Here is a 21,985-nt window from a genome sequence, read left to right on the forward strand (position 1 = left end):
GCCTTGAGCTCGGCGGAAACGATTTCATTCTCGCCGGTCGCCCGCGACCGCGAGCGTGCCCGGCCACCGTGCCCCGCATCCGTGGCCGGGCACGGGCATCCCCTACCCGGCCGAGGGCGCCACCGGCTCGGAGTCGGTCCAGCCGGCCTCCAGCACCACCTCGGTGCCCTTGCTCCCGCCGGGCACGCCGGCGTCCAGGAAGGCCAGCACCATCGAGGTGTCCGGATCGATGATCAACCTGTTCGGGGTGGACCGGTCGTACATGCCGGGGAACGCGATCGCGACGCCCGGCCTGCCTCGCGGGTCCCTGGTGCGGCCCTCCGCCCGTACGAGGGGCAGCGCCGCCAGCGCCCGGTACGCGGCGCCCCGCACCTCAGGAGAGGCGGGCAGCTCGTACAGCAGTGACGCCAGCGCCATCGGCAGGTGGTCGTCCGCGGAGCGCTCGACCCCGGCGTGGATGGCCTCCAGCGCCCGGTTCCTCAGAGCCCCGGGGTCGGCGGGCAGCGCCTTGATCTCTTCCAGGGTCAGCTGCTCGCCGCCGAACCGGAACTTCTTCCTGTTCTTGTACGAGCCCAGATGCCCTTTACCCGGCGAGGTGGAGAAGGCACCGTACTCCGTCCTCCCCTCGCCCGGCGAGACGGAGGAGTCACCGCGCTCCGCCTTCCATTCGGTCGGCGAGCCGTCGCGGCGCCAGGCCTCCACATCGAGGGGGCGCGTAGCCAGCTTCCTGTAGCCGGTCCAGGCCCGGCCCTCCTCGGAGATCCAGTCCTCGGTGGTGGTGGAGCTCTCCAGTTGATAGGTGTCGCCCTTCCTGTCGTACGGCCTGGCCCACCGGATCGTGTTCAGCCGCTTGACGTACCAGCGGATCTTGCTTCTGGCACGGCTCAGCCGCGAGCCGACCGTGCCGTAGGAGATGCCGAGCGCGGCGGCGATCTCCTCGTGGCTCAGCCCCGCCAGGGCCGTCAGGAGCAGTACGTCGCGCTCGCCCCGCCCGAGACGGGCGATGGCCTCGGCGAGCGCGGGGCGCAGGCTCTCGGCACTGACCTGGGCCGCCACCCGTTCCTCGTGGCCGGGTGAGTCGGCCGGGGGGCCGTACCTGTTCATGGCGCCCAGCGCGCGGACCTCGGCCCTGCGGTGCTTACCGATGAGGTTGGTGGCGATGCCGTACAACCAGGTTCTGACGCCGGCCCTGGCGGGGTCGTACCGCGCCCGCTTGCGGAACGCCGTCAGGAACGTCTCGGCCACCACGTCCTCGGCCTGTCCGGGGCCGAGTCGCCGGGTGACGTAGCCGTGAATCTCCCCGAAGTAGGCGTCGAAGACCGCGGAGAAGTCGTCGAGCGACTGTTCTGGCGGTCGTTCGACCGGCGTGGCTGTCATCGAGAACCTCTCGGGAGCGAATGTCGGTCATGGGGTATCACCCGATGAGCCGGTTCGCTTTCCCGATCGCCGGCAGGGGCGGCCCGCCGAGGGGCCGGCGCGCCCCGGACCTCAGTTTCCCTTCGGAGGGGTTTCGATCGTCGTCGGCGACTCTCCGAACAGGTCGGGCTCGGGAAGGTCCTCCGCATCGACGACCAGGTCCTCGGGCGGCGGCTCGATGGTCACCCTGGCACCCCAGCCGGTGAAGCGCAGGTCGGAGCCGAGGCCCAGCTCGTAGTTGTCGTTCGTCTGCTGGGAGGTCCTGGTGGTCAGGCGGGTGACCCTGCCCTTGGCGTCGAACCAGAGCGCCCAGGCGAGCTTCTCGCCGCGCTCCGAAGGGAGACCGCCGAAGGGCAGACCAGGAATCTTGGAGGTGCGGATGGTGCCCCTGGCGGCACGTGGGCCGGCGGAGGAGGCGGTGGCGAGCAGCGCCCGCAGCGTACCGGGCTGGAGGAGATCGACCGTGACATCCGCGGGACTGGATTCGGGCCATCGGCTGCGCACCCACTGCTTGCCCGGCGGCAGACTGCCGACCAGTTCGCCACCCGAGGTGTAGTTCGCGTCTTTGACTTTGATGAGCAGCGAGGGAAAGAGAAAGTAAGGATCCGATTCCAGCTCCGAAGCCTTGGCGGCCGGCGAGTAGAACGTGCTGATGTCATCTGTTTCCACCCGCCCTCCCTCACGGAATCCGGCGACCCGGTCGGTCCGGATGGTGGCGAACCGCTTGCCGTCGGCCGACATGCGGGTGACCAGGGAAATGGTGACGCCCCTGCCGGGCACGACCTGGGCGTGGAGCGCCTTGACCGGATCGGGGGCGGCGGCACGGGCCGGCAGCGGCGTGAGCAGAACAAGGCCCGCGACGAGGCCGACGGTGATTCTTCTCATGCGATTTCCTTCGGCATCCGGCGAGGGGAGAGGAATCCTTCCAAAGGAAGATCACGGCACCGTCTCGAATACGAACCTTCGATTCCACGCTCGAAATCGTTCGAGCGAAAGGGTGAACGCGCCCGCGTGCCGGGGCCGCGGGCCGGCCTCGCACCCACCTGCCGGGACACCTGGCGGGCCGGTCTCGCACCCGGCCCGCCAGGTGTCCCGGCACCCGTGGTCGGCGGTCGGCGGCCGTCGGGGGCGTGCCTTCACGGGCCTTTGCCCCTGGCACGGAAGGCCGCGGTCTTGACGCGGTTCTGGCAGCTGGTGCCGCAGAACCGGCGGGTGCCGTTGCGGGAGACGTCCACGTAGACCCGGTCGCAGTGCGGCGCCGTACACACGCCGAGACGGTCGTGATACTCGCTCCCCAGCACGATCGCGAGACCGGTGGCACAGCTCGCCGCCCAGTCGCCCGCCATGGTGCCGCCCGGGCCGTGGAAGTGCAGGTGCCACGGCTCCCCGTCGTGACGTTCGAGCATCGGCCGGGCCCGGGTCTCCTCCAGAAGGGCGTTGACCCGCAGGGCGGCGGTGTCGACGTCTCCCGTCGCGACGGCGTCGAAGACCGTGCGCAGCCGCGCCGCGATCTCGACGAGCTCACCGGCCTCCACCTCGGTGACCTCCCGATGGCCCGGGTAGCCGGTGCGCAGACCCTCCGTGGCGGCGGCGACGAGATCTCGCGGCGGCGGGAGGTCGCGGCCCCGACTCTCTCCCGGGGTCAGCTCGTTGACCAACCCCACCGCCACCCGGACGATCGCATCAGCGTGACTGTTGAAATCCACTTGACCGGTTACATCCTTGCGTTCTAGTTTGTAACTGTCACAAGCTTAGACGACAGTTACAAGGAGACGATGGTGCTCACCCACGATGCCGCACTCGAGTGGATCGCACGCTGGGACCGCCAGCAGGAGGGCTACCTGCCCGACCGCGAGGAGCGCTTCACCGCGCTGATCGACGCCGTCGAGGCGACGGGCCGCCCCGATCCGCTGGTCGTCGACCTCGGCTGCGGACCGGGATCACTGTCCGCCCGCCTCCTGGAGCGGCTGCCCGAGGCGACGGTGGTCCCGGTCGACGCGGACCCCCTCCTCCTCGGCCTCGGCCGGGCCGCCTACCCGCACCTCACCTTCGTCTCCCTCGACCTGCGCAGCCCCGGATGGACCGAGTCCCTGGGCCTGAGCAGGCCGGCCGACGTCGCGGTGAGCACCACCGCGCTGCACTGGATCTCCGGACCGGACCTCCGGAAGATGTACGCCGAGCTGGCGACCGTGCTGCGTCCGGGCGGGCTCCTGCTCAACGGCGACCACATGGAGACCGACGACGCCACTCCGGCCATCGCCCGCCTCGAACGCGCCGTGCACGACCGGGAGACCCGGCGCGCGTTCGCCGGCGGCCACCCCGAGGGCTGGCGCCAGTGGTGGGAGGCCGTCGCCGCGGATCCCGCCTTCGCCGAGCTCCACACCGCACGCACCACCGCGGGCGCCGACCATCACGGCTCGGAGTCCTCCCTGCTCTCCGAACATGTCGACGCCCTCCGCGGCGCCGGATTCACCGAGACCGGCACCCTCTGGCAGCGCGGCCACAACCGTCTCCTCTGCGCCGTCCGCGACTGATCCGCCGGCGGTCAGGGATGGGGTGACCCGTGAGCACCGTTGCCGCACTTGATGACCATCGGCCAGGCGGAACTCGGATACCCCGGCCAGGAGGGTCACCGCAGTAAGATCGCCAGGCGACGAGCAGGGCACTCACGAAATTCACGATCCGATCAGTCGCGCCGACGCCTTTGCCGATCACGGCTCGATCCTGTGTCGACGCCCGACAGTCGTCGGTTCACTCACCATCGGCACAGCGGCGCATGGCTCGCCGAGCCCGCTCGACCTCACGATCATCACGCATCCGCGTCTTGTGAAACACGGTCAGGAGCACGATCCGGCGATGAGGTGCGATCCAGTAGGTGACGCGCACGGCGAACCCGTCAAGGTGCGCGCCGGTCGTCGGCGAAGGCCGCACGCGGATCGAGGAGCCGGCCTCGCGCGTGCTCCTCGTCGAAGGCGTCCGGGCCGAGCGCCTCGACGGCGGCGGCGCGCACCTTGGCGAGGTCGGCCGCGTCGTCGGGATCCGGTACCTGGCCGAGCGACGCGAACGCGCCGTCCGCGACTCCGGCCAGCCGCGCCGCCCGCGCGTGATCGCCCTCGGCCGAGGCGTACGCGGCGCCCGCCACGCAGACGTACGGCACGAAGTCGGCCCAGCCGTTGCGGAACACCCGCTCACGGCCCTCGGCGAACAGCTTCCCCGCCACATCGAGATTGCCCAGGCCCAGCTCGCAGAACGCGAGGTTGTGATACTCGGAGTTGACCGTCTCGGGCCGGCCGAGCGCCTCGTTGAGGGCGATGCTCTCCCGGTACAGATCCCGGGCGCGGAGCAGGTCGCCGGACATGCGCGCCACGGCGGCCAGCACGTGCCTCGGCCGTTCCTCAAGACTCCGGTCACCGGAGCGCAGCGCGACCGCGAGCGCCTCCCGGGCCCGGGCCTCCCCGCCCGGCAGGTCACCGCCGCGGATGGCGACCCGGGCCAGGCTGTAGCGGGCCTCCACCTCGCCCGCCGGGTCGCCGGCCGCCCGGGCCCGCTCGATCTCGGCCTCGCTCATGCGCACCACGGCGTCGCTCTCACCGCGCCGGAAGGCCGAGCGCACGTTCTCGCTGAAGTTCATTCGATCCTCTTCCTCGGCTGGACGGTCTCGTCCGTCACCGTGCTTCGAACACGGTCCACTTCTCCACGGGGCGGAAACCCATCGACTCGTAGAGCGGCCGGCCCATCGCGCTGGTGTGCAGGTAGGCCTCGCTCGCTCCGGCCGCGACGCCGTCCAGCAGCACGGTCTCGGTGATCGCCCGGCCCAGGCCGCGGCTCCGTGCGTCCGGCACGACGGCGATGTTGAACACGCCGACCACGCCGGGGCCCCGGATCCCGAGCCCGGTGCCGGTAGGCCGTCCGTACTCCTCGGCCAGATAGCCGGTGACGGGGCCGGCGTCGAGCACACCGCCGCCCATCAACGAGCCGAAGACGCCCTCGGGAGCTTCGAAGCCCTGGGTGAGAGCCTCGGTGTAGAGGTCGCTCTCGGTCGCGCCGACCTGGCGTACCGGCTTTCGCCGTGCCGCGTCGGCCCGGAACACGATGTCGCCCGTGGCGCAGGCCAGCAACCACAGATCACCGCGTTCGGCCAGCCCGTGCCGGGCCGCGAGGTCGGCGATCTCGCCGCCCGCCTCGCCCCGAACCAGGATCGACCATGGCACGCCCTGTCCGCCGACCTCGATCGCCATCTCGTCGAGCGACTCGCGATCCGGTTCCGGTGCCGTGTCGTAGGCGGCGTTCAACGTCGCGACGCCCGCGCCGGTCACCGCCGCACGGGCGGTGCCCCGCTCGGCGTACCGGCCCGCCGGTGTCACCTCGCAGAGCAACGCGATGGCGTCGAAGTACGCCGCCGCCATCCGGTCGGCGATGGTGTCCATGGCCTTCTCCCTCGCGTTCTCCATGGTCAGCGGCGAGCCGGAGGACTCGCGGCCCGGTAAGGGGACGATACCGGCCGCCGCTCAGGCGACCTGCCCGCGCACCCGGTCAAGGGCGGCTCCGGCGACCTCGCGCCGACCGACTCCGAAGACGAGGGAGTGGCCGCGGTCGTCGCACCTCGGATGCCCGGTGTCGCCGCCCGGGCCGTGGAGCTCGGCCGCCTGCCCCCCCCGGGACGCCGTCGCCCCGCTCGCGGGGTCAGGCCCACCTGTCCATTAACCCTATACAAAAGGTAGGATTAGTAGGCATACTTGCGGCCGTTTGCTTCGTTCCCCGAGGAGCCCCCTTATGCGCCGCGTTCTTGCCCTGTTTGGCGTGCTCACCCTGATCGGCAGTCTCACCTCCTGCGGAGGAGGTGAGACGAAGGCCGAGAAGGAACAACTGCGCGTCGGCTACCAGCGGTTCGGCGGGCAGAGCCTGCTCAAGGCCAGGGGACTCGCCCCGAACGCCTCCTGGTCGCTGTTCGAGAGCGGCCCCGCCCTGACCGAGGCGATCAAGGCCGGCGCCATCGACATCGGGCAGACGGGCGAGGCGCCGCCGATCTTCGCCGCGGCCGGCGGCACCAAGTTCAAGATCATCGCGACCTCCGAGCCGGTGCCGAAGGGCGAGGCCGTCCTGGTCAAGGAGAAGAACGGCTTCACCTCCTTCAAGGACCTCAAGGGCAAGAAGGTCGCGCTCAACAAGGGGTCGAACGTCAACTGGCTGCTGGTCAAGCTGCTCGAGGCCAACGACATGAAGATCACCGATATCGAGGTCCAGTACCTCAAACCGGCCGAGGCCCGTCCCGCGTTCGACAACGACCAGGTCGACGCCTGGATCATCTGGGACCCGTACTTCTCCCTCGCCGAGCAGCCGGGCGTGAAGGTCCTCGCCGACGCCACCGGCCTGGCCAACAACCGCGAGTACCTGCTGGTGTCGCCCGAAGCCCTGCGGAACAAGCCCGACCTGGTACGTGAGTACCTGAGGGTCTACCGCGAGGTCACGGACTGGGGCATCGCCAACCCGGAGGAGCGCGTCAAGCTGCTCGCCCCCGAGCTGAAGATCCCCGAGGACGTCGCCCGCCGCGCCCTGGAGCGCAGCGCCCAGCCGCTCGCGCAGGTGGACGCCACGATCGGCGACGAGCTCCAGCAGATCGCGGACGGCTTCGCCGACCTCGCGCTCATTCCCGGCAAGGTCGACATCAAGAGTCTCGTCGACCCGAGCTTCTCGGACGTCCTGAAGTGAGGTTCAGGCCACGGCGGCTGATCACGCCGGTCGTGCTCGTCGCCGGATGGGAGGGCGCCGCGCAGGCCGGTCTCCTCTCGCCCGACAAGCTTCCCCCGCCGAGCAAGATCGCGGCGGCGGCCTGGCGGTTGTCCCTGGACGGATCCCTCGGCCTGCACCTGCTGGAATCCTTGGAGCGGGCCGCCCTCGGGCTGCTCATCGGAGGCTCGCTCGCCCTCGTCCTGGGCGCGCTCGCGGGGTTGCTCCGGATCGGGGACGACCTCGTGGACCCGCCGGTCCAGGCGGCCCGGATGCTGCCGCATCTCGGACTCGTCCCGCTGCTCATCATCTGGGTGGGCATCGGGGAGTCGCTGAAGGTGTCGCTGGTGGCGCTGGGCGCGTTCTTCCCGATCTATCTCAACACCTACGCCGGCATCCGCGACATCGACGAGAGACTGGTCGAGGCCGCCCGGACCTGCGGCCTCACCCACCTTGAGCGGATCCGGCACGTCGTGCTCCCGGGCGCGATGCCGTCCCTGTTCCTCGGCCTGCGACTGGCGTTCGCCGCGGGCTGGCTCAGCCTCGTCGTCGGGGAGCAGGTCAACGGGCAGAGCGGCCTGGGCTTCATGATGATGGAGGCCCGCGACTTCAGCCAGACGGAGATCGTCGTGCTGGGCCTGGTCGTGTACGCGTCCCTCGGCCTGCTGTCCGACCTGGCGTTGCGCACCGCGGAAAGGAGAACGCTGTCATGGCGACGCGGCCTGCAAGCGTCATAGCCGCCACCGGGGTACGCCGGGTGTTCGCCGGCACGACGGTCCTGGACGGCGTCGACCTGCGGATCGAGCGGGGCGAGGTCGTCGCCCTGCTCGGAGAGAGCGGATCGGGCAAGAGCACGCTCCTGCGGATCCTCGCGGGGCTCGACGAGGAGGCCTCCGGCGACTTCACGACCTGCGGGTCGAAGGCCGTCGTGTTCCAGGAGCACCGGCTGCTGCCGTGGAAACGGGTGGCCGACAACGTGGCGCTGGGCGTCCGCGGCCGGGACGCCCAGGAGCGCGCGACGACGGCGCTCGAGGAGGTGGGGCTGGCCGACCGGCGTGACGCCTGGCCGTCGGAACTGTCCGGCGGGCAGTCCCAGCGCGTGGCGTTCGCCAGGGCGCTGGTCCGCGAGCCGGACCTGCTCCTGCTCGACGAGCCGTTCGGCGCGCTCGACGCGCTGACCAGGCTGAAGATGCAGGCTCTGTTCGGCAGGCTCCGCGCCAGGCACGGCTTCGCCGCCCTCCTCGTCACCCACGACGTGGAGGAGGCGATCCTTCTCTCCGACCGGCTCCTCGTCCTGGACAGGGGCCGCATCGCCGAGGAGATCGAGGTCGACCTCGGCCACCCCCGCTCCGTCGACGTACCCGGCTTCAGCGACCTCCGCCGCCGCCTGCTGGCCCTCCTCCACGTCCCGGCCGACCCCGAGGAACCCCGGACGCGCAGCCCTGTCATGCGCGGGGGACGTCATTCAGAGGGCTAGGTCGCGGCCGGTGGGACCGAGATCCCACCGGCCGCCGCGGCCCGGCCTCGCCGCTCCCCCGGTGCCGGGCGTCAGGCCATCACCGACTCCCCGCCGGGATAGGTGAAGGACGACCGGGGCGAGTAGAAGCCCCACACGATCTGCAGTGGATCGGCGGGGCGGAGAGCGTAGACGGAGTGGCCCGGCTCCAGGAACTCCAGGGACACGACCTCGAACGGGTCGACCGGTTCCGCCACGAACGGATAGAGCCCGCTGTGCCGCTGCCCGTCGACCTCCGTGATGTAGCGCAGCTGGCCGCGGTTGACCGCCGTACCGGTCTCACCGACCCGCGCGGTCGCGCGGATCACCGGCACACCGTCCGACTCGGTCGTCGCGACCAGCTTCCCGTCCCCGACCTCGATCGTGGTACGGCCCACGCTCGCGGGCACGCCTCGGGCGGCCGCGTACTCGCGTACCACCTCGCTGGAGTTGAAGTAGTGCGTCCACCAGCGGCCGGGGGTCACGCCGTCGGGAGCGTAGGTGTCCTCCAGGTCCGGCCCGATGTAGGTGAGCGAGTACGCGCCGAAGCCCGAGGTCTGCTCGGGCCGGTCGACGACGTACTGGTTCATGAAGACCTGCCGGTTGGCCATGGGCTTCAGACCGTCGGGGACCAGGGCCGCGACGGCCTCGGGGTCGGCCGGCACCCAGCCGAAGTAGATCATCCGGCTGTTGACGACGAGCTGGGGAGCCACGAGTTCGGGCACGACTTCTCCCTGGTGTCGGCGGTGTCTGTCCGGAACATATGTCACGTTCCAACAGAGAACAATGACCTTGATCTCCCGGAGCCCCAGGGGTTCGCACGCTCGGTACCGGAGTCAACGGCCACCCCGGAGGGCTTCCCCGTGTGTCCGCGTCACACCAGAGCCCCGACCGGCGAACGGCCGGCACAGGCGAAGCACGACAAGCTTTGGACAAGCCGGCGTGGCTAGCGTGCACCGTAGCCAAGTCTGGAGTTGCCATGCTTTCTTCGGTGTCAGCCGGTCCGCGAATTCGTTCGGGCAAAAAAGATGGCGGCTCCTTCCAGGTGGCATGCGGAGTGTTGATCGCGTTGATCGGCGCGCTGGCGGCCTTCGCCTTCAGCGCGATCCACGCGAAGGGCTGGATCGATCTGGAGGTTTACCGGGAAGGCGGAGCGGCGGTACTGCGGCGTACCGCCGTCTACGACCTGGCCGTAGGTGAAAGGTGGCTGAAATTCACCTATTCACCGTTCGCGGCGATGCTGTTCACGCCTCTCGCCTTGGTCGGAATGGAGATCGCCGTCGCCCTCTGGGTGCTGATCTCCATACTCGCCCTCGAGGCGGTGGTATGGATTCTCATCGGCCGTACCGCGGTGAAGCACCGTGATCGCCGGGCGACTCACACGTTGCTGGCCGTCGTCGCGATACTTCCCTTGTACCCGGTGACGCTCACGCTGTGGAACGGGCAGATAGGCATCATTCTGCTGCTGGCGATAGTTGTGGATCTGACGCACGGCAAGGAAAAATGGCGCGGCATAGGAACGGGCATCGCCGCCGGCATCAAACTCACCCCACTGATATTCATCCCCTACCTTCTCATCACGCGTCGTTTCCGGGCCGCCCTGATGGCCGGACTCGGCTTTCTCGGCACAGTGGTCCTCGGCTTCCTGCTGCTGCCGGCCGATTCACGTGATTACTGGGGTGGCGCATTCTTCGACACGCAACGGGTGGCCGCCGAGCAGGGCGCGGATTTTTTCAATCAATCGCTTCGCGGCGTGCTCATGCTCATGCCCGGCTCCTGGCCCACCGTGCCTTTGTGGCTCGTCCTGTGCGCGGTGGTCGGCACGGGTGGGCTTTTAGTCGCCGCACGGACCGCGAAGAAGGCGGGCGAGCTCGCCGGAATCACCGTCTGCGCCATCGTGGGGCTGCTGGTCTCACCCGTTTCCTGGCCGCACCATTGGGTCTGGTGCATACCACTCCTGGTGCTCTGGGCACAGCACGCTCAACGCACAGAGGCCACGCTCGAGAAGGTGGGCGTCGGGTTCTTGTGGTTCGTCTTTCTCCTGCCTGGATACATCGCCCTGGCGGTACTTCTGGTATATCCGTCCCACGCCGGGATGTGGCTGATGTTGCTGACGGACAGTTACGTGCTCAGCGGATTGTCGACGCTGCTGGCGCTCGCGGTTTGTTTCGGCCGGAGCGATCGGCGGCGAAGAAGGCACGGGTCAGGCGACGGCTAGAGCCCTTCGACGGTCAGGGTCACACGGCCCGGCCGCGGCGTGAGCCGCCGAGGCCCGGCGGAGACCGCGCCCGGTCACCTCGCGGAGACGCGACCCCGACCGATCGGACGCTTGCGGATGAACCATTCGGCCACGGCGAGGTTGATCACCCAGCCGGCGGCCACGAGCAGTGCCCTGGGGAACTCGCCGGGCGTCCCGAAGATCAGGAACCAGGGCAGGTGGGTCAGCGCCTGCGTGCCCGCGCCCAAACCGATCGCGTAACCACGGATCATCCAGGCGCGGTGCCGGGCGGCGTCCCGCCGCCGGATCGCGGCGAAGGCGAGAACGATGGCCAGGAGCATGGCCGAGCCGAACACGAGCCGGATGCCGGCGAGGAGATCACCGTCACCGTCGGGCCGGGGATAGAACAGCGTCATCCACAGACCGGAAAGCGCGGCGGCGACGCCGCAGAGGACCAGGACCCGCCCGGCGGCGCGGTGCCGGCCCGGCCTCCGGCGGCGGAAACGGGGCGCGAACTGGAAGGCCCCCAGAACGCTGTACACGCTGACGGTGAGAATGTGCAGCACCACCGGCACAGGCGTCGCGAAGAACCGTGCGTTTCCCGGCGTGATCTCCGCACCGGCTGTCAGCTCGGTCAGGCGGGCGGCTCCGGCGATGATGGGAACGGCACTGAGCAGGATCAGCGCGGCGGGCAGGAGCCAGCCCGGCCTGCCGGAGGAGGCCGTGGCGACTTCACGGCCACGGGCGGCGAGAGTCCCTGCCGTGTTCCGGTCATCCGTCGGCCGGCCGCTTCGCGGCGACCGCGGGGACGGAGGGTGTCCCGTCGAGCGCTCATCGGTCATGGTCCGATCGTGACGGCCGGGACGCCGGCGGCTCATCGGGAGAACGGTCCGGCCTGAGCCGGCCGATCGTCCACCGGCAGGGCGTATTTTCGGCCCAGGTCCCGTGAGGTCGTCCGTCCTACGGGGGAAGCTCAGCTTGTGCCAAGTGTCGGAGACCTCACGAGTGTGCGGTGTGGAGATGACATCATCGGGAGCATGTGTCGTCGATACATCGTCGGCATCGTCGGCATCGGAGCGATGGTCGCGGTGGCGTCCGGCTGCTCCGAGCCGCCTTACCGGCTGCCTGACCGCAACACGCCGGCTGTCCAGGCCGAGGAGAAAACGCCTCGCCGCGCGCCTGCCGGACGAGTTGCTCTGGGGCCCGGGTACCTGCAAGGTCCGGCTGCTCGGCAAAGAGGGTTCTTCATCGTTCGCCTGGGCAACCTGCAGGATGACGCCAACGGCCGACGTCTCGTCGGGAGGCGTCTCCATGCCGGTGCGGGTGGACGGAGATCAAGTGAGGAAACCCGCCGACGGTGGGGATTACGCGGAGAGCGTCAAGCGTATGTTCCCGCACCGTCTGGCGGACAGAGTGCTCCACGAGCCTGACAGATTGCGCCCGTAGCCCACGCAGCGTCGGCTTCACCCCGGAGGATCGGCGAGATCCGCACCGTCTCCCTGGACGATCCGGCTCGACGTGCGACCGATGTGCTGCGTGAACTGCGGGGATGCCAAGCATTGACAGATGCCGTACGTTGATCATCTCGCGTGTGCCCCATATCTGGAGGTCGTCGGGAGGGGCAGTCCTGACTTCGTGCCGCACGTGCGGCGGCCACCCGAAACGGAGATGTCCTCTTCACGATGAGCGCCGAATACGCATGGTCCGAACGCTTCCCCGCAAGGCATCCGGTGACCGAGGGTTCCGAACACCCGGCGGTCGGCCCACTCGGCGATCTGTATCCTCCGGCTACCGAAGCAGAGGTCCGCGAGCTCGAAGAGCGGCTGGGCGTGGGGCTGCCGTCGAGTTACCGGCGGTTTCTCCTGTTCGCCAACGGGTGGGGCAGCGACGACGACTGCCGCCTGCTGCGTGTCGAGGAAGTCGGCTGGCTCCGTGATGTCGACCCCTCGACAGCCGAGAGCTGGTCAGAACCCAAGCCCGAGAACTCATGGAGCGTGCCCGACGAGCTCTACTTCGTCTACGGACACGAGCAGGTCTCCGTCGACATGAGAGGGGAGTATGTGTCCGACACCCTTCTGGCCGGGTATTGGGACGACGGAGCCGTTCTCCTCAACCCCCACGTCAAAACTCCTGAAGGTGAGTGGGAAGCCTGGTATCTCGCGCCATGGCTGGCCGGCGCCAAGCGTTACAGGTCCTTCTGGGACCTCGCAATGGACGAGCTGCGAATGCGATACCCGAGCTGAGGTCCCATTCGCCGTCTCGGGTCCTTCGTGGCGGTGGTCATGCGCGTGGGCGGCGTGGCCGCGACCGGCCGGAGAGCCGCGGCGCGGCCGGCGACCGCCGCGACGCGCGCCGACCGCCGCGGGCGGGCAGCCTTGACCCTGTGGCGATACATGTCGCCGAGGTCTCGTGTACGGATGCCGCCGGTGTCGGCGCTTCGCTCCTGGCAGCAGTTCTCAGGGCCGGAGGTCGTTGGAGAGATTGATCCGGATCTCCGTGTTGCGGTATCCGGCGCGCCGGAACGCTGCCGCCATCGGCGCGTTGCCCACGTCGGTGGTGGCGGTGACGCGCGTCTCTCCGTTGGCCGCGTGGATGCGGGTGATCTCGGCGAGCACCTCGTCCACGTAACCGCGCCCCCGCAACTCCGGCACCACCCCGAGATACCCCACGTTCACGCTGTACGGCGTGGCCGAGGGGATCGCCATACCTGCCACCTCGCCCTCGTGCGTGTAGGCGATCCGCCACCACTCCCGTTTGCCCGGCGCCCCGAGATAGAAGTCCATCTCTTCGCGCGCGGTCGCGTCCACGCCCTTGGCCGCCACACTCGCCCGGGTCTGAGCATCCAGGCTGCCCTCGGCGATTCTCGTGAACACCGCCAGGAACTCCTCGTCGGACGCCTCCGCGAACCGCAGCGCGCCGGTCGCCGCGGGCGTCCCGTCGGCCGGCGCCCACTCGAACTGCAGCCGCTCCACCTCCCGGGTGAGGCCGGCCGCGTGTGCCGCCGCTCGCCGCCACTCGACGGCCGCCGAGGTGTCCGCGTCGTCACGCCGGCCGCCCGCCGCCTTGATCGCGTACTGTACCGGCCGCGGGAATCCGGCCAGCGCGGCCCTGATCAGCCCGGCGGCGACAGCGGTGCGCTCACCCACCGCGGGATCCACGTCGAGGCAATCGAGCGCGACCGGGTACGCGCTGTCCCTCGGCCCCCACCACAGCGCCCGTCCCACGACCCGGTCGCCGGCCTCGGCGATCCACGTCCATTCCGGCCGGTACATGTCCTCGGCCAGTTCCGCGAGGTAGCGATCGGCGGGGATCCAGCCGACGGGCTCGGTCACGACCCAGGCGGTCACGCGGTGGAGATCCGCAGGGACGATCGCACGATAGGAGATCATCCGAAGAGGCTAGCGAACCTTTTGTCCACCACTGCAACCAATGTCCGATGCCTGCCGGGATGGAGCAGCCCTGGCGCGAGTCAGGTCAGGCTGACCACGCCTTACCGGACGCCGGGCCGACCCGGACAGGAGACCCCGGTGCCACCCGATGCTCATCACCACGTGAACGGCCTCCGGCACCGCCATGGACCGGCACGCGTCGCGAAGCACCGGGGCATCGGGCGACAGCCTGGCCACGTCAGGGCAGTCATGAGCCCCATCCAACCGGACGCAGCCTCCTCCGCGCCGAGGCATGACGGTCCGTCTCATCACGCCGAAGCAGCGACAAGACCACGACCAGCGCAGCGCCGCCCGAACAATGCAGTCAAGAGTCTTGCCGTGGGTGGCGGTTGCCGGTTACCGGGGGCTGATGGCGTGTGACCGTGCAAGCGGCGTCGTCGAACAGTGTTCGCCCCAACGCTTCCGAGGTCGTACGGTCGCACACATACGATCGGCCGTGACGCCATGATCAGGAGGGCTTCGATTGGCGAGCACGAGGGTACGCCCCCATGTCGTCCGCGTGCGCACCGACCTGCTGAGGTCGGGCAAACGACTCTAACCCAAGATCCGTACCGGACGCACCGGGCGATCAAGAGCCAGGATCTCGCTAAACCGCAGGCCTACGCCTCGCCGGAGGTCAGGCCGACCGGGCAGCTGACCCCGGTCCCGGACACCGTGCACTGCCAAGTGGCCGGTGGGCCTCAGACTCCGATGACCTTGACGGTTTTTCCGCAGAGCTTGTACATGTCGTCCTCGTCGGAGGTGAGGACGATCACCGGCCTGACCGCACGCAAGGCGGTGGCAGCCACCACGGCGTCGATGGCGTACTTGTGACCGTGCAGCCGGGCCTCGCGAAGAAGCTCAATCGCCCGCACACGGATGTCCTCGGTCACCGGTTCGACCTTCAGCCGGGACAGATGCCATGTGAGGCGATCATTCTTCACTCGGACGTCCTGAGCCTCGATCGGCGTCATCGCGCTGACGACGACTCGGAAGTCGTTGTCCTGGGCCTCGCGCACGATCGCGGTCACTCTCTGATCGGCCTCACACCACCTGACGAGGCCTTCGCAGTCGAGGACCACGGTGCCCGCGCTCAGCTTGCTTCGTGCGCGCGCCATCCGCCCTCTTCCTGGAGTTCGGGTGCGGATTTCACGTCGCGAAACAGCTCCGCCGCCTCATCGCGCAATCCCTGCGGGATCGGCCCACAGGCGGCCTCGTTCGCCTGAAGCGCCTCCTCCAGAAGATCCCGCTCGATCTGACGTTCAACCGCGGCATCGACATAGGCGGAGAACCCGCGCGCTCCAACGCGTTCCCGGACCGCCCGGATGTTCCCCGCACGCAAGGAGACACTGACCTTGGCCGCCGGGCCGTCCCCCGGGGCGAACTCTCGCTCAGGCAAACTCATGCAGTTAGTTTACTACTTCAAGTAGCAAACTGTTGGGAAGTTCACCACTCACCTGGATCGAGCGGTCGAGCTCTACTCCCCCACGGGAACCAAGCCTCTCCGGCGAACGCCCCACTCGGACGGATCACCTGGATTGACGTTGATGCCGCAGTAACTGTTCAGTGCATTACGCCACGATGGAAACCTCCGCGAGAGTCTCCAGTCACGAACCGACGCAGGGCAGCCAACGATCTTCGCAAGTCCTTGTGCCCGGCAGGCGCTTCCGCCCCTCCGGGCTAGTCATGTGTCCGCGCCCTGTGTCAGAGTGACCGGCATGCTCGCGATCACCGTACTGACAGAGGACGGTCACCGGTACGTCCGGGCAAGCGCTGAGAAACTCGCCGAACTGGTCGACCGGCTGGGCGGTCAGAACGATAGGTTCCTGGTCGTCCAGCGGATTCCCGACCTCCCCGAAGTCTTCATCCAGGTATGGCACGAGGGCGAAGGCGACTATGTGCTGGAACACCGTGACGGGGCACCCGACCGCCACTTCCAGGCGACACTCGACAGGCCCGAGCCGGTGATCGCGGCCATGACCCGCTGGGCGTGCCTGGAGGACGAATGGAGCTCCGGACTGAGTTGGACCTCGTTGGACCTGGGCCTCCCCGAACCTCCACCGCCTCTCGAACTTGACGAGGACGAGCGCAAGGGGCTCGATGCGCGCATCCGCGAGGTGATCGTGGGTGGTTACGCAACGCGGGCACAACTGGCCGAGATCGCACAGGATCATCTCGTGTCAGGAGACCGCCGGCCGGTCTCTCCCGAACAGGCACGCCGGTTGGTGGACCGAATGTGGCTGGAGCGCGTCGAGGAACAAGCCTCCTGGGAGGGGGAGCAGGACCCGGAACGGCTCAGCCGGGCCTTCACCGCCCTGGAAGCCACAGGCATCACGGCAAGGGAGAACTTCGCCTGCTGCCGCACCTGCGGTCAGGCGGAAATCGCAGCGGCAAGCTCACCGGATGCCCGCGGCTATGTCTACTTCCACAGCCAGTGCACGGACTCGGCCGCAGCCGGCCACGGGCTGGCACTCCTGTACGGCGGATTCGACGGTTCATCGGATACGACGGCGTCCATCGGCCGAGAGATCGTCGCCGCACTCCAGGAGACCGGCCTTTCGGTGGAGTGGAACGGCGATCCCCAGCAGACCATCACCATCGCCCCCCTCGACTGGCGCAAACGCCTCATCGGCTGAGGCTCGTCCCGCAGCAAAGGTCGCCATCGGGGACGTCGAGTCGTGGGACGATCCCGGGCCAGACTACGTGTCAGGGCAGGTCACGCCTCACCGGCCATAAGGCCGAAAATGCAGACGTCCCGGTACCGCCGTGAGTCCGCACGAGAGTCTCCCACTGCCGTGCTCACTTCTCCGCGCCCGTCAGGACCGTCTGGCAGCCCCAGCCCACTCTGATGGGTTACCTAGCTTGACGCTGGTGCCACCGCCCCCGCAATGACCGATCCGTCCGAATGCCGCCGGCGATGATCCCTCAGTCCTACGCTCAGAGCCGCTCGGGCAAGAGGGTGAACGCGTCTACGTGCCGGGGACGTACGACGGTGAAATGACGACGATCGAGTGTGGCCACCTCAGCCAGCTCAAGCCTCTCAGCCACCGCGATCACGGAGGCGTCAGCCGCACCCAAGGGAAGATTGGCATATATCTCAACCAAATCACCCATCCGGCTCAGGTCTTCGTTGGTGATATCAATCAGAACCAGGCCAGATTGGAAAGACCTCAGGAAAGCCGCTTCCGCTTTGCTCCCCTGACGCTTCTCGATGAGCTGACAGACTTCCGTGACAACGGTGGCGGGAACAAGAAGCGGACCTGGATGAGTCCGCAGAAGCCTGGCGCAGAGTTCGTGATAGTTGTCCCGGATATTGACCGCTGCAACCAAAGGTCCTGAATCAATGACAATCACGAAGAGTGATTGTCCTCCGAGCGCAAGATCTCTTCAGAGCGTTCCGCGAAATCCGGCTCAGCCTCAAGCGTTCCGATGAACGGAAGATCACGGACGACGGGCTGTTCGTCCAGCTGGTCTCGGACAAAGCGGAGCAGTGGGGCCACCTTCTCCTCGGGCAGACGGTCCACCAGATGGTGAAGCTCCTCACGCATCACGCTCATGTATCGAGTGTAACCAGACACCACCGGAACGCACACGGCCGAGCCGTGATGCAGACCGTGTAGCGAGATGGCCCGCATCTGAAAGATCGGTGTGTGCCCTATGGGCAGCACCCGGCGAGCTCCTTCCGGTCGGACCCGTCTCGTCTGGCAGGAATTCACTCGGATGGTTCACCTGGCTTGACGCTGGTACCGCAGCGGCTGTTCGGCGCATTGCGCCATGAGGGAACCCTCCGCGAGAGACTTCGATCACGAACAGACGCCGGGTAGCCGACGACCTTCGCAAGCCGTGTGCCCGGCAAGCGCTTCCGCCCAAGTCTTCATCCAGGTCTTCATCCAGGTATGGCACGAGGGCGAAGGCGACTATGCGCTGGAACACCGTGACAGGGCACCCGGCCGCCACTTCCAGGCGACACTCGACAGGCCCGAGCCGGTGATCGCGGCTATGACCCGCTGGGCGTGCGGATGCCTTGAGAGCCACTGGGATGCGTCTTCCCTGCACCGGAAGCGAACTTCCCCGATGGGCGAAGGATCACGGGCTTCTTTGAGTCGGCTGCCGTCAGGCCTCAAAAGGCCGGGAAGGAGGCCATGGCTCCATCGCCAAGGCCTCCAACGACGTTACGCCTCGCCGGAGGTCAGGCCGACCGGGCAGCTGACCCCGGTCCCGCCGATCCCGCAGTAGCCGCCGGGGTTCTTGAACAGATACTGCTGGTGATACTCCTCGGCAAAGAAGTAGTCCCCCGCCGGGGCGATCTCGGTGGTGATGGGGTCGTAGCCCGACTCGGTGAGCACCTTCTGGTAGGCGTCACGCGAGGTGAGGGCCGACTTCTCCTGCTCGGGCGAGTGGAAGTAGATCGCCGAGCGGTACTGCGTGCCGACGTCGTTGCCCTGGCGCATGCCCTGGGTGGGGTTGTGGGCCTCCCAGAAGACGCGCAGCAGCTCCTCGTACGACACCTTGGCGGGGTCGAAGACGACGCGGACGAGCTCGGTGTGACCGGTCTGGCCGGTGCAGACCTCCTCGTAGGTCGGGTTCTGGGTGTAGCCACCCGCGTAGCCGACCGAGGTGGTGATCACGCCCGGGGTCTGCCAGAAGATGCGCTCGGCGCCCCAGAAACAGCCGAGGCCGAAGTCGGCGATCTCGCTCCCCTCGGGGTAGGGCGGAGCGAGCGGGGCGTCGAGGACCGCGTGGCGGCCGGGTGCCGTGATCGGCGTGGGGCGGCCCGGGAGCGCGTTCTCCGGGGACACCATCGTCGTCTTGTCCTTGCCGAACAACCAGCCCATTGTGAACCTCCTCCTGACACGTTCTCACCAGGAGGCAACCGCCGGCGACCTCCCCGTGTTCCCGTAAGACTCTCTTAACAGAGCGGAAAGTACTACTAAATTGTATTAAATCTGGTAAGGAGCGAAGATAGGCATCATGCCTGAAACGCGCCGTGGAGTTCTGTACGGCATCGCCGCCTACAGCATGTGGGGCCTGTTCCCGCTGTACTGGCCGCTCCTGAAGCCCTCGGCCGCCCTGGAGATCCTGGCACACCGCATCGCGTGGTCCCTGGTCGCCGTCGTCGCCATCCTGGCGGTACGGCGCCACTGGTCCTGGTTCCGCGAGCTCCTGCGCACCCCGCGGAAGCTCGGCCTCCTCGTCCTGGCAGCGATGATCATCACGGTCAACTGGGGCCTCTACATCTACGCCGTCAACAGCGGGCACGTGGTCGAGAGCGCGCTCGGCTACTTCATCAACCCGCTGGTCAGCGTGCTCTTCGGGGTGTTCCTGCTGAAGGAGCGGCTGCGACGGTGGCAGTGGGTCGCGGTGGGGCTGGGCACGGTGGCGGTGGTCGTCCTGACCGTCGACTACGGGCGTCCGCCGTGGATCGCGCTGGTGCTGGCCGCCAGCTTCGGCACGTACGGGCTGGTCAAGAAGATCGCCGGGGTGGGCGCCGCGGAGAGCATGACGGTCGAGACACTGGTGCTGCTGCTCCCGGCGCTGGGCTACCTGGTCTACCTGGGACAGCAGGGGACGAGCACGTTCGGCAACGCGGGGGCGGGCCACGCGCTCCTGCTGGCCGGGGCGGGTGTGGTCACCGCCGTCCCGCTGCTCTGCTTCACCGCCTCCGCGATCCGGATACCGCTCACCACGATCGGCCTGCTGCAGTACATCGCCCCGATACTGCAGTTCCTGTGCGGCGTGTTCGTCATAGGGGAGGTCATGCCGCCCAGTCGCTGGCTGGGGTTCGGCGTCATCTGGCTGGCGCTGTCGGTCTTCACCTGGGACAGCCTCCGGACGGCCGCCCAGGCCCGCCGGACGGCCCCTGATCCCGTTCCCGTACAAGAACCCGCATAAGACCCCTTGGCGCCACATGGTGGCGCCAAGGGCCGCGAAACGACCGCGCCGAGGCGACCGGGGGTCAACCGGGGGTCAGGAGCCGCGGACGGCGAGGACCAGCGGGGTGAGGTCCGGGTCGATGCCGGCCTGCTCCAGGGCCGCGGCCAGGGAGCGCTCGTAGGTGGGCGTGGCCGCGGCCAGCCGGGTCCGCCCCTCGTCGGTGATCACCGAGTAGACGCCGCGGCGGTCGTCCGAGCAGAGGTCGCGCCGGGTCATCCCGGCCTCCTCGAGACGGGCGACAAGACGGGTCACCGAGCTCTGGTTGAGTCCCACGGACTCGGCGAGTTCCTGCATGCGCATGCAGCCGCCGGGGGCGGTGGCGAGCCGTCCCAGCGCGCGGTACTCCGACAGCCCGAGGCCGTGTCCGCGCTGGAGTGCCTTGGTCAACTCCGCCTCCACACGCGCGTGCAAGAGGGCGAAACGATCCCACGACATGGTGATTCCTCCTGGAGTGTTCTATCGGCAGGAGTCTACATGCACATACAATATTTGCTTTTACATGCAACGAATATCGTGAAAAACATACGATAAACCCTGTCAGACCGGGTGGAAGAGCCGGATGATCATACCTGCGGTGGCCGGCCGGAACGCTTCACGACGTGGTCGCACGGTTCCAGGTTAACGGGGCCGGCCGGACCACTCCACGAGGAGGTAGCACACCGCCTGGCGGGCGACGGCCGGCCGGACCGTCCACGACGTGATCACGATGCCGGGAAAGCGGCGCCGAGGAAACGACACGGGGAAAACGACGCAGGGCAGGCGGTGGTCAGCCGGAACGCTCCACCACGTAGTCGCACAGGGCCAGGTAGGCGGCGCGGGCCGGGATGTCGGGAAGGCTCGCCAGGTCCTCGCGGGCGCGGTCGGCCCAGGCGAGCAGCTCGGCGCGGGCGCGTCCCATGGCGGGGTCGGCGCGGAGCAGACCCAGGGTCTCCTCGATGTCCTCCTCCGCCACCGGACCGGCCAGCAGCTCGCGCAGGCGGGCGCTCTCGGGGGCGTCCGAGGCGAGGACGTAGAGAACCGGCAGGGTCCGGATGCCCTCGCGCAGGTCGGTTCCGGGCGTCTTGCCCGACTCGACCGTCTCCGAGGCGACGTCCAGCAGGTCGTCGCCGAGCTGCCACGCCACCCCGATGGCCTCGCAGGCCCGGGTCAGCCGCTCGACCACCTCGGGCGAGGCCCCGCTGAGCATGGCGCCGAACCGGCCGGAGGTGGCGATCAGCGAACCGGTCTTGTCGGCCAGCACCCCGATGTAGTGGGCTACCGGGTCGTCACCGGGGCGGGGGCCGATGGTCTCGCGGATCTGGCCGCGCACCAGGCGGGAGAACGTCTGGGCCTGGATCCTGATGACGTCGGCACCGAGGTCGGCGAGGATCTCCGACGCCTGGGCGAACAGGTAGTCGCCGGTCAGGATGGCCACGGTGTTGTCCCAGCGGGCGTTCGCCGACGGGGAGCCCCGGCGGACCGGGGCCTCGTCCATCACGTCGTCGTGGTAGAGCGTCGCCAGGTGGGTCAGCTCGATCACCACGGCCCCGGGCACCACGCCCGCGGCCTGCGGCGAGCCGAACTGGGCGGCGAGCAGGGCCAGCATGGCCCGGAACCTCTTGCCGCCGGCCTCGATGAGGTGCTTGGACGCCTCCGTGACGAAGGCGTCGTCGCTCTGCACCGAGGACCGCAACAGCTTCTCGACCTCTGCCAGTCCGGTCGCGACGTCCTGCGCCAGCCGCTCGTCGACGAACGGAAGATCAACAACCGGTGGCGCAGCCATGAAAC

Annotated in this window: 23 protein-coding genes; 8 read left to right on the forward strand and 15 right to left on the reverse strand. The window is 68.5% G+C overall.

Annotation, left to right across the window (positions count from 1 at the left end; genetic code table 11):
• Positions 1-102 precede the first annotated feature (102 nt).
• The 3 genes from AB0G15_RS01970 to AB0G15_RS01980 all read right to left on the reverse strand — a co-directional run bounded on the left by AB0G15_RS01970 (position 103) and on the right by AB0G15_RS01980 (position 3,122).
• Entirely contained in the window at positions 103-1,377 is a 1,275-nt protein-coding gene (locus AB0G15_RS01970; protein WP_362834558.1) for a sigma-70 family RNA polymerase sigma factor, read from the reverse strand.
• Between the two features lie 111 nt (positions 1,378-1,488).
• Positions 1,489-2,301 (reverse strand): hypothetical protein, encoded by an 813-nt coding sequence (locus AB0G15_RS01975; RefSeq protein WP_362834560.1) that lies wholly within the window; start codon positions 2,299-2,301, stop codon positions 1,489-1,491.
• A 251-nt stretch (positions 2,302-2,552) separates the two neighbouring features.
• Positions 2,553-3,122, reverse strand: a complete 570-nt coding sequence (locus AB0G15_RS01980; RefSeq protein WP_362834562.1) for a CGNR zinc finger domain-containing protein — start codon at positions 3,120-3,122, stop codon at positions 2,553-2,555.
• Between the two features lie 69 nt (positions 3,123-3,191).
• Here AB0G15_RS01980 and AB0G15_RS01985 point away from each other — a divergent pair, with 69 nt between their 5' ends.
• On the forward strand, positions 3,192-3,950 hold the full coding sequence (locus AB0G15_RS01985) for a class I SAM-dependent methyltransferase (RefSeq protein WP_362834564.1): 759 nt from the start codon (positions 3,192-3,194) through the stop codon (positions 3,948-3,950).
• 362 nt (positions 3,951-4,312) lie between these two features.
• Here AB0G15_RS01985 and AB0G15_RS01990 read toward each other — a convergent pair whose 3' ends face one another.
• Complete coding sequence (locus AB0G15_RS01990; protein ID WP_362834566.1) at positions 4,313-5,047, reverse strand: hypothetical protein; 735 nt, start codon at positions 5,045-5,047, stop codon at positions 4,313-4,315.
• A 34-nt stretch (positions 5,048-5,081) separates the two neighbouring features.
• Entirely contained in the window at positions 5,082-5,843 is a 762-nt protein-coding gene (locus AB0G15_RS01995; RefSeq protein ID WP_362834568.1) for a GNAT family N-acetyltransferase, read from the reverse strand.
• 346 nt (positions 5,844-6,189) lie between these two features.
• Between AB0G15_RS01995 and AB0G15_RS02000 the strand changes: the two genes are divergently transcribed.
• The 3 genes from AB0G15_RS02000 to AB0G15_RS02010 are packed head-to-tail and all read left to right on the forward strand — an operon-like array spanning position 6,190 to position 8,620.
• Entirely contained in the window at positions 6,190-7,125 is a 936-nt protein-coding gene (locus tag AB0G15_RS02000; protein WP_362834570.1) for an aliphatic sulfonate ABC transporter substrate-binding protein, read from the forward strand.
• On the forward strand, positions 7,122-7,880 hold the full coding sequence (locus tag AB0G15_RS02005; RefSeq protein ID WP_362834572.1) for an ABC transporter permease: 759 nt from the start codon (positions 7,122-7,124) through the stop codon (positions 7,878-7,880). Before AB0G15_RS02000 ends, AB0G15_RS02005 begins: the two co-directional genes overlap by 4 nt.
• Positions 7,853-8,620 (forward strand): ABC transporter ATP-binding protein, encoded by a 768-nt coding sequence (locus AB0G15_RS02010; RefSeq protein ID WP_362834574.1) that lies wholly within the window; start codon positions 7,853-7,855, stop codon positions 8,618-8,620. Before AB0G15_RS02005 ends, AB0G15_RS02010 begins: the two co-directional genes overlap by 28 nt.
• A 71-nt stretch (positions 8,621-8,691) precedes the next feature.
• Here the strand turns inward: AB0G15_RS02010 and AB0G15_RS02015 are convergent, their stop codons facing one another.
• Positions 8,692-9,363: a hypothetical protein gene (locus tag AB0G15_RS02015; protein WP_362690273.1), complete on the reverse strand. Its 672-nt coding sequence runs from the start codon at positions 9,361-9,363 to the stop codon at positions 8,692-8,694.
• Between the two features lie 254 nt (positions 9,364-9,617).
• Here AB0G15_RS02015 and AB0G15_RS02020 point away from each other — a divergent pair, with 254 nt between their 5' ends.
• Positions 9,618-10,856: a glycosyltransferase 87 family protein gene (locus AB0G15_RS02020; RefSeq protein ID WP_362834576.1), complete on the forward strand. Its 1,239-nt coding sequence runs from the start codon at positions 9,618-9,620 to the stop codon at positions 10,854-10,856.
• 74 nt (positions 10,857-10,930) lie between these two features.
• Here the strand turns inward: AB0G15_RS02020 and AB0G15_RS02025 are convergent, their stop codons facing one another.
• Positions 10,931-11,698 (reverse strand): DUF2306 domain-containing protein, encoded by a 768-nt coding sequence (locus AB0G15_RS02025; RefSeq protein WP_362834578.1) that lies wholly within the window; start codon positions 11,696-11,698, stop codon positions 10,931-10,933.
• 840 nt (positions 11,699-12,538) lie between these two features.
• On the opposite strand from AB0G15_RS02025, the gene AB0G15_RS02030 reads away from it, so the two are divergent.
• Complete coding sequence (locus tag AB0G15_RS02030; RefSeq protein ID WP_362834580.1) at positions 12,539-13,099, forward strand: SMI1/KNR4 family protein; 561 nt, start codon at positions 12,539-12,541, stop codon at positions 13,097-13,099.
• Between the two features lie 213 nt (positions 13,100-13,312).
• Here the strand turns inward: AB0G15_RS02030 and AB0G15_RS02035 are convergent, their stop codons facing one another.
• The 3 genes from AB0G15_RS02035 to AB0G15_RS02045 all read right to left on the reverse strand — a co-directional run bounded on the left by AB0G15_RS02035 (position 13,313) and on the right by AB0G15_RS02045 (position 15,689).
• Entirely contained in the window at positions 13,313-14,245 is a 933-nt protein-coding gene (locus AB0G15_RS02035) for a GNAT family N-acetyltransferase (protein WP_362834582.1), read from the reverse strand.
• 740 nt (positions 14,246-14,985) lie between these two features.
• On the reverse strand, positions 14,986-15,402 hold the full coding sequence (locus tag AB0G15_RS02040) for a PIN domain-containing protein (protein ID WP_362834584.1): 417 nt from the start codon (positions 15,400-15,402) through the stop codon (positions 14,986-14,988).
• The gene (locus AB0G15_RS02045; protein ID WP_362834586.1) at positions 15,378-15,689 is read right to left on the reverse strand and encodes a hypothetical protein; all 312 of its coding nucleotides are present in this window, start codon (positions 15,687-15,689) and stop codon (positions 15,378-15,380) included. The genes AB0G15_RS02040 and AB0G15_RS02045 overlap by 25 nt, the downstream gene beginning before the upstream one ends.
• Positions 15,690-16,002: 313 nt before the next feature.
• Here AB0G15_RS02045 and AB0G15_RS02050 point away from each other — a divergent pair, with 313 nt between their 5' ends.
• Entirely contained in the window at positions 16,003-16,920 is a 918-nt protein-coding gene (locus tag AB0G15_RS02050; RefSeq protein ID WP_362834588.1) for a hypothetical protein, read from the forward strand.
• Positions 16,921-17,221: 301 nt separating this feature from the next.
• Here AB0G15_RS02050 and AB0G15_RS02055 read toward each other — a convergent pair whose 3' ends face one another.
• From AB0G15_RS02055 to msrA, 3 genes are all read right to left on the reverse strand, one after another.
• A complete protein-coding gene (locus AB0G15_RS02055; protein WP_362834590.1) occupies positions 17,222-17,638 on the reverse strand; it encodes a PIN domain-containing protein in 417 nt (138 codons plus the stop codon).
• Positions 17,635-17,841 (reverse strand): hypothetical protein, encoded by a 207-nt coding sequence (locus AB0G15_RS02060; protein ID WP_362834592.1) that lies wholly within the window; start codon positions 17,839-17,841, stop codon positions 17,635-17,637. Before AB0G15_RS02060 ends, AB0G15_RS02055 begins: the two co-directional genes overlap by 4 nt.
• Positions 17,842-18,456: 615 nt before the next feature.
• A complete protein-coding gene (msrA, locus tag AB0G15_RS02065) occupies positions 18,457-19,119 on the reverse strand; it encodes a peptide-methionine (S)-S-oxide reductase MsrA (protein WP_362690221.1) in 663 nt (220 codons plus the stop codon).
• A gap of 136 nt (positions 19,120-19,255) precedes the next feature.
• Here msrA and rarD point away from each other — a divergent pair, with 136 nt between their 5' ends.
• The gene (gene rarD, locus AB0G15_RS02070) at positions 19,256-20,176 is read left to right on the forward strand and encodes an EamA family transporter RarD (protein ID WP_362834594.1); all 921 of its coding nucleotides are present in this window, start codon (positions 19,256-19,258) and stop codon (positions 20,174-20,176) included.
• A gap of 75 nt (positions 20,177-20,251) precedes the next feature.
• Here the strand turns inward: rarD and AB0G15_RS02075 are convergent, their stop codons facing one another.
• Together AB0G15_RS02075 and AB0G15_RS02080 are read right to left on the reverse strand one after the other, a co-directional pair.
• Positions 20,252-20,605 (reverse strand): MarR family transcriptional regulator, encoded by a 354-nt coding sequence (locus tag AB0G15_RS02075; protein ID WP_362834596.1) that lies wholly within the window; start codon positions 20,603-20,605, stop codon positions 20,252-20,254.
• 379 nt (positions 20,606-20,984) lie between these two features.
• On the reverse strand, positions 20,985-21,980 hold the full coding sequence (locus tag AB0G15_RS02080) for a polyprenyl synthetase family protein (protein WP_362690212.1): 996 nt from the start codon (positions 21,978-21,980) through the stop codon (positions 20,985-20,987).
• Between the last annotated feature and the right edge of the window lie 5 nt (positions 21,981-21,985).

This window comes from Streptosporangium sp. NPDC023825, from assembly GCF_040639575.1.
In the GTDB taxonomy this organism is placed as follows: domain Bacteria; phylum Actinomycetota; class Actinomycetes; order Streptosporangiales; family Streptosporangiaceae; genus Streptosporangium.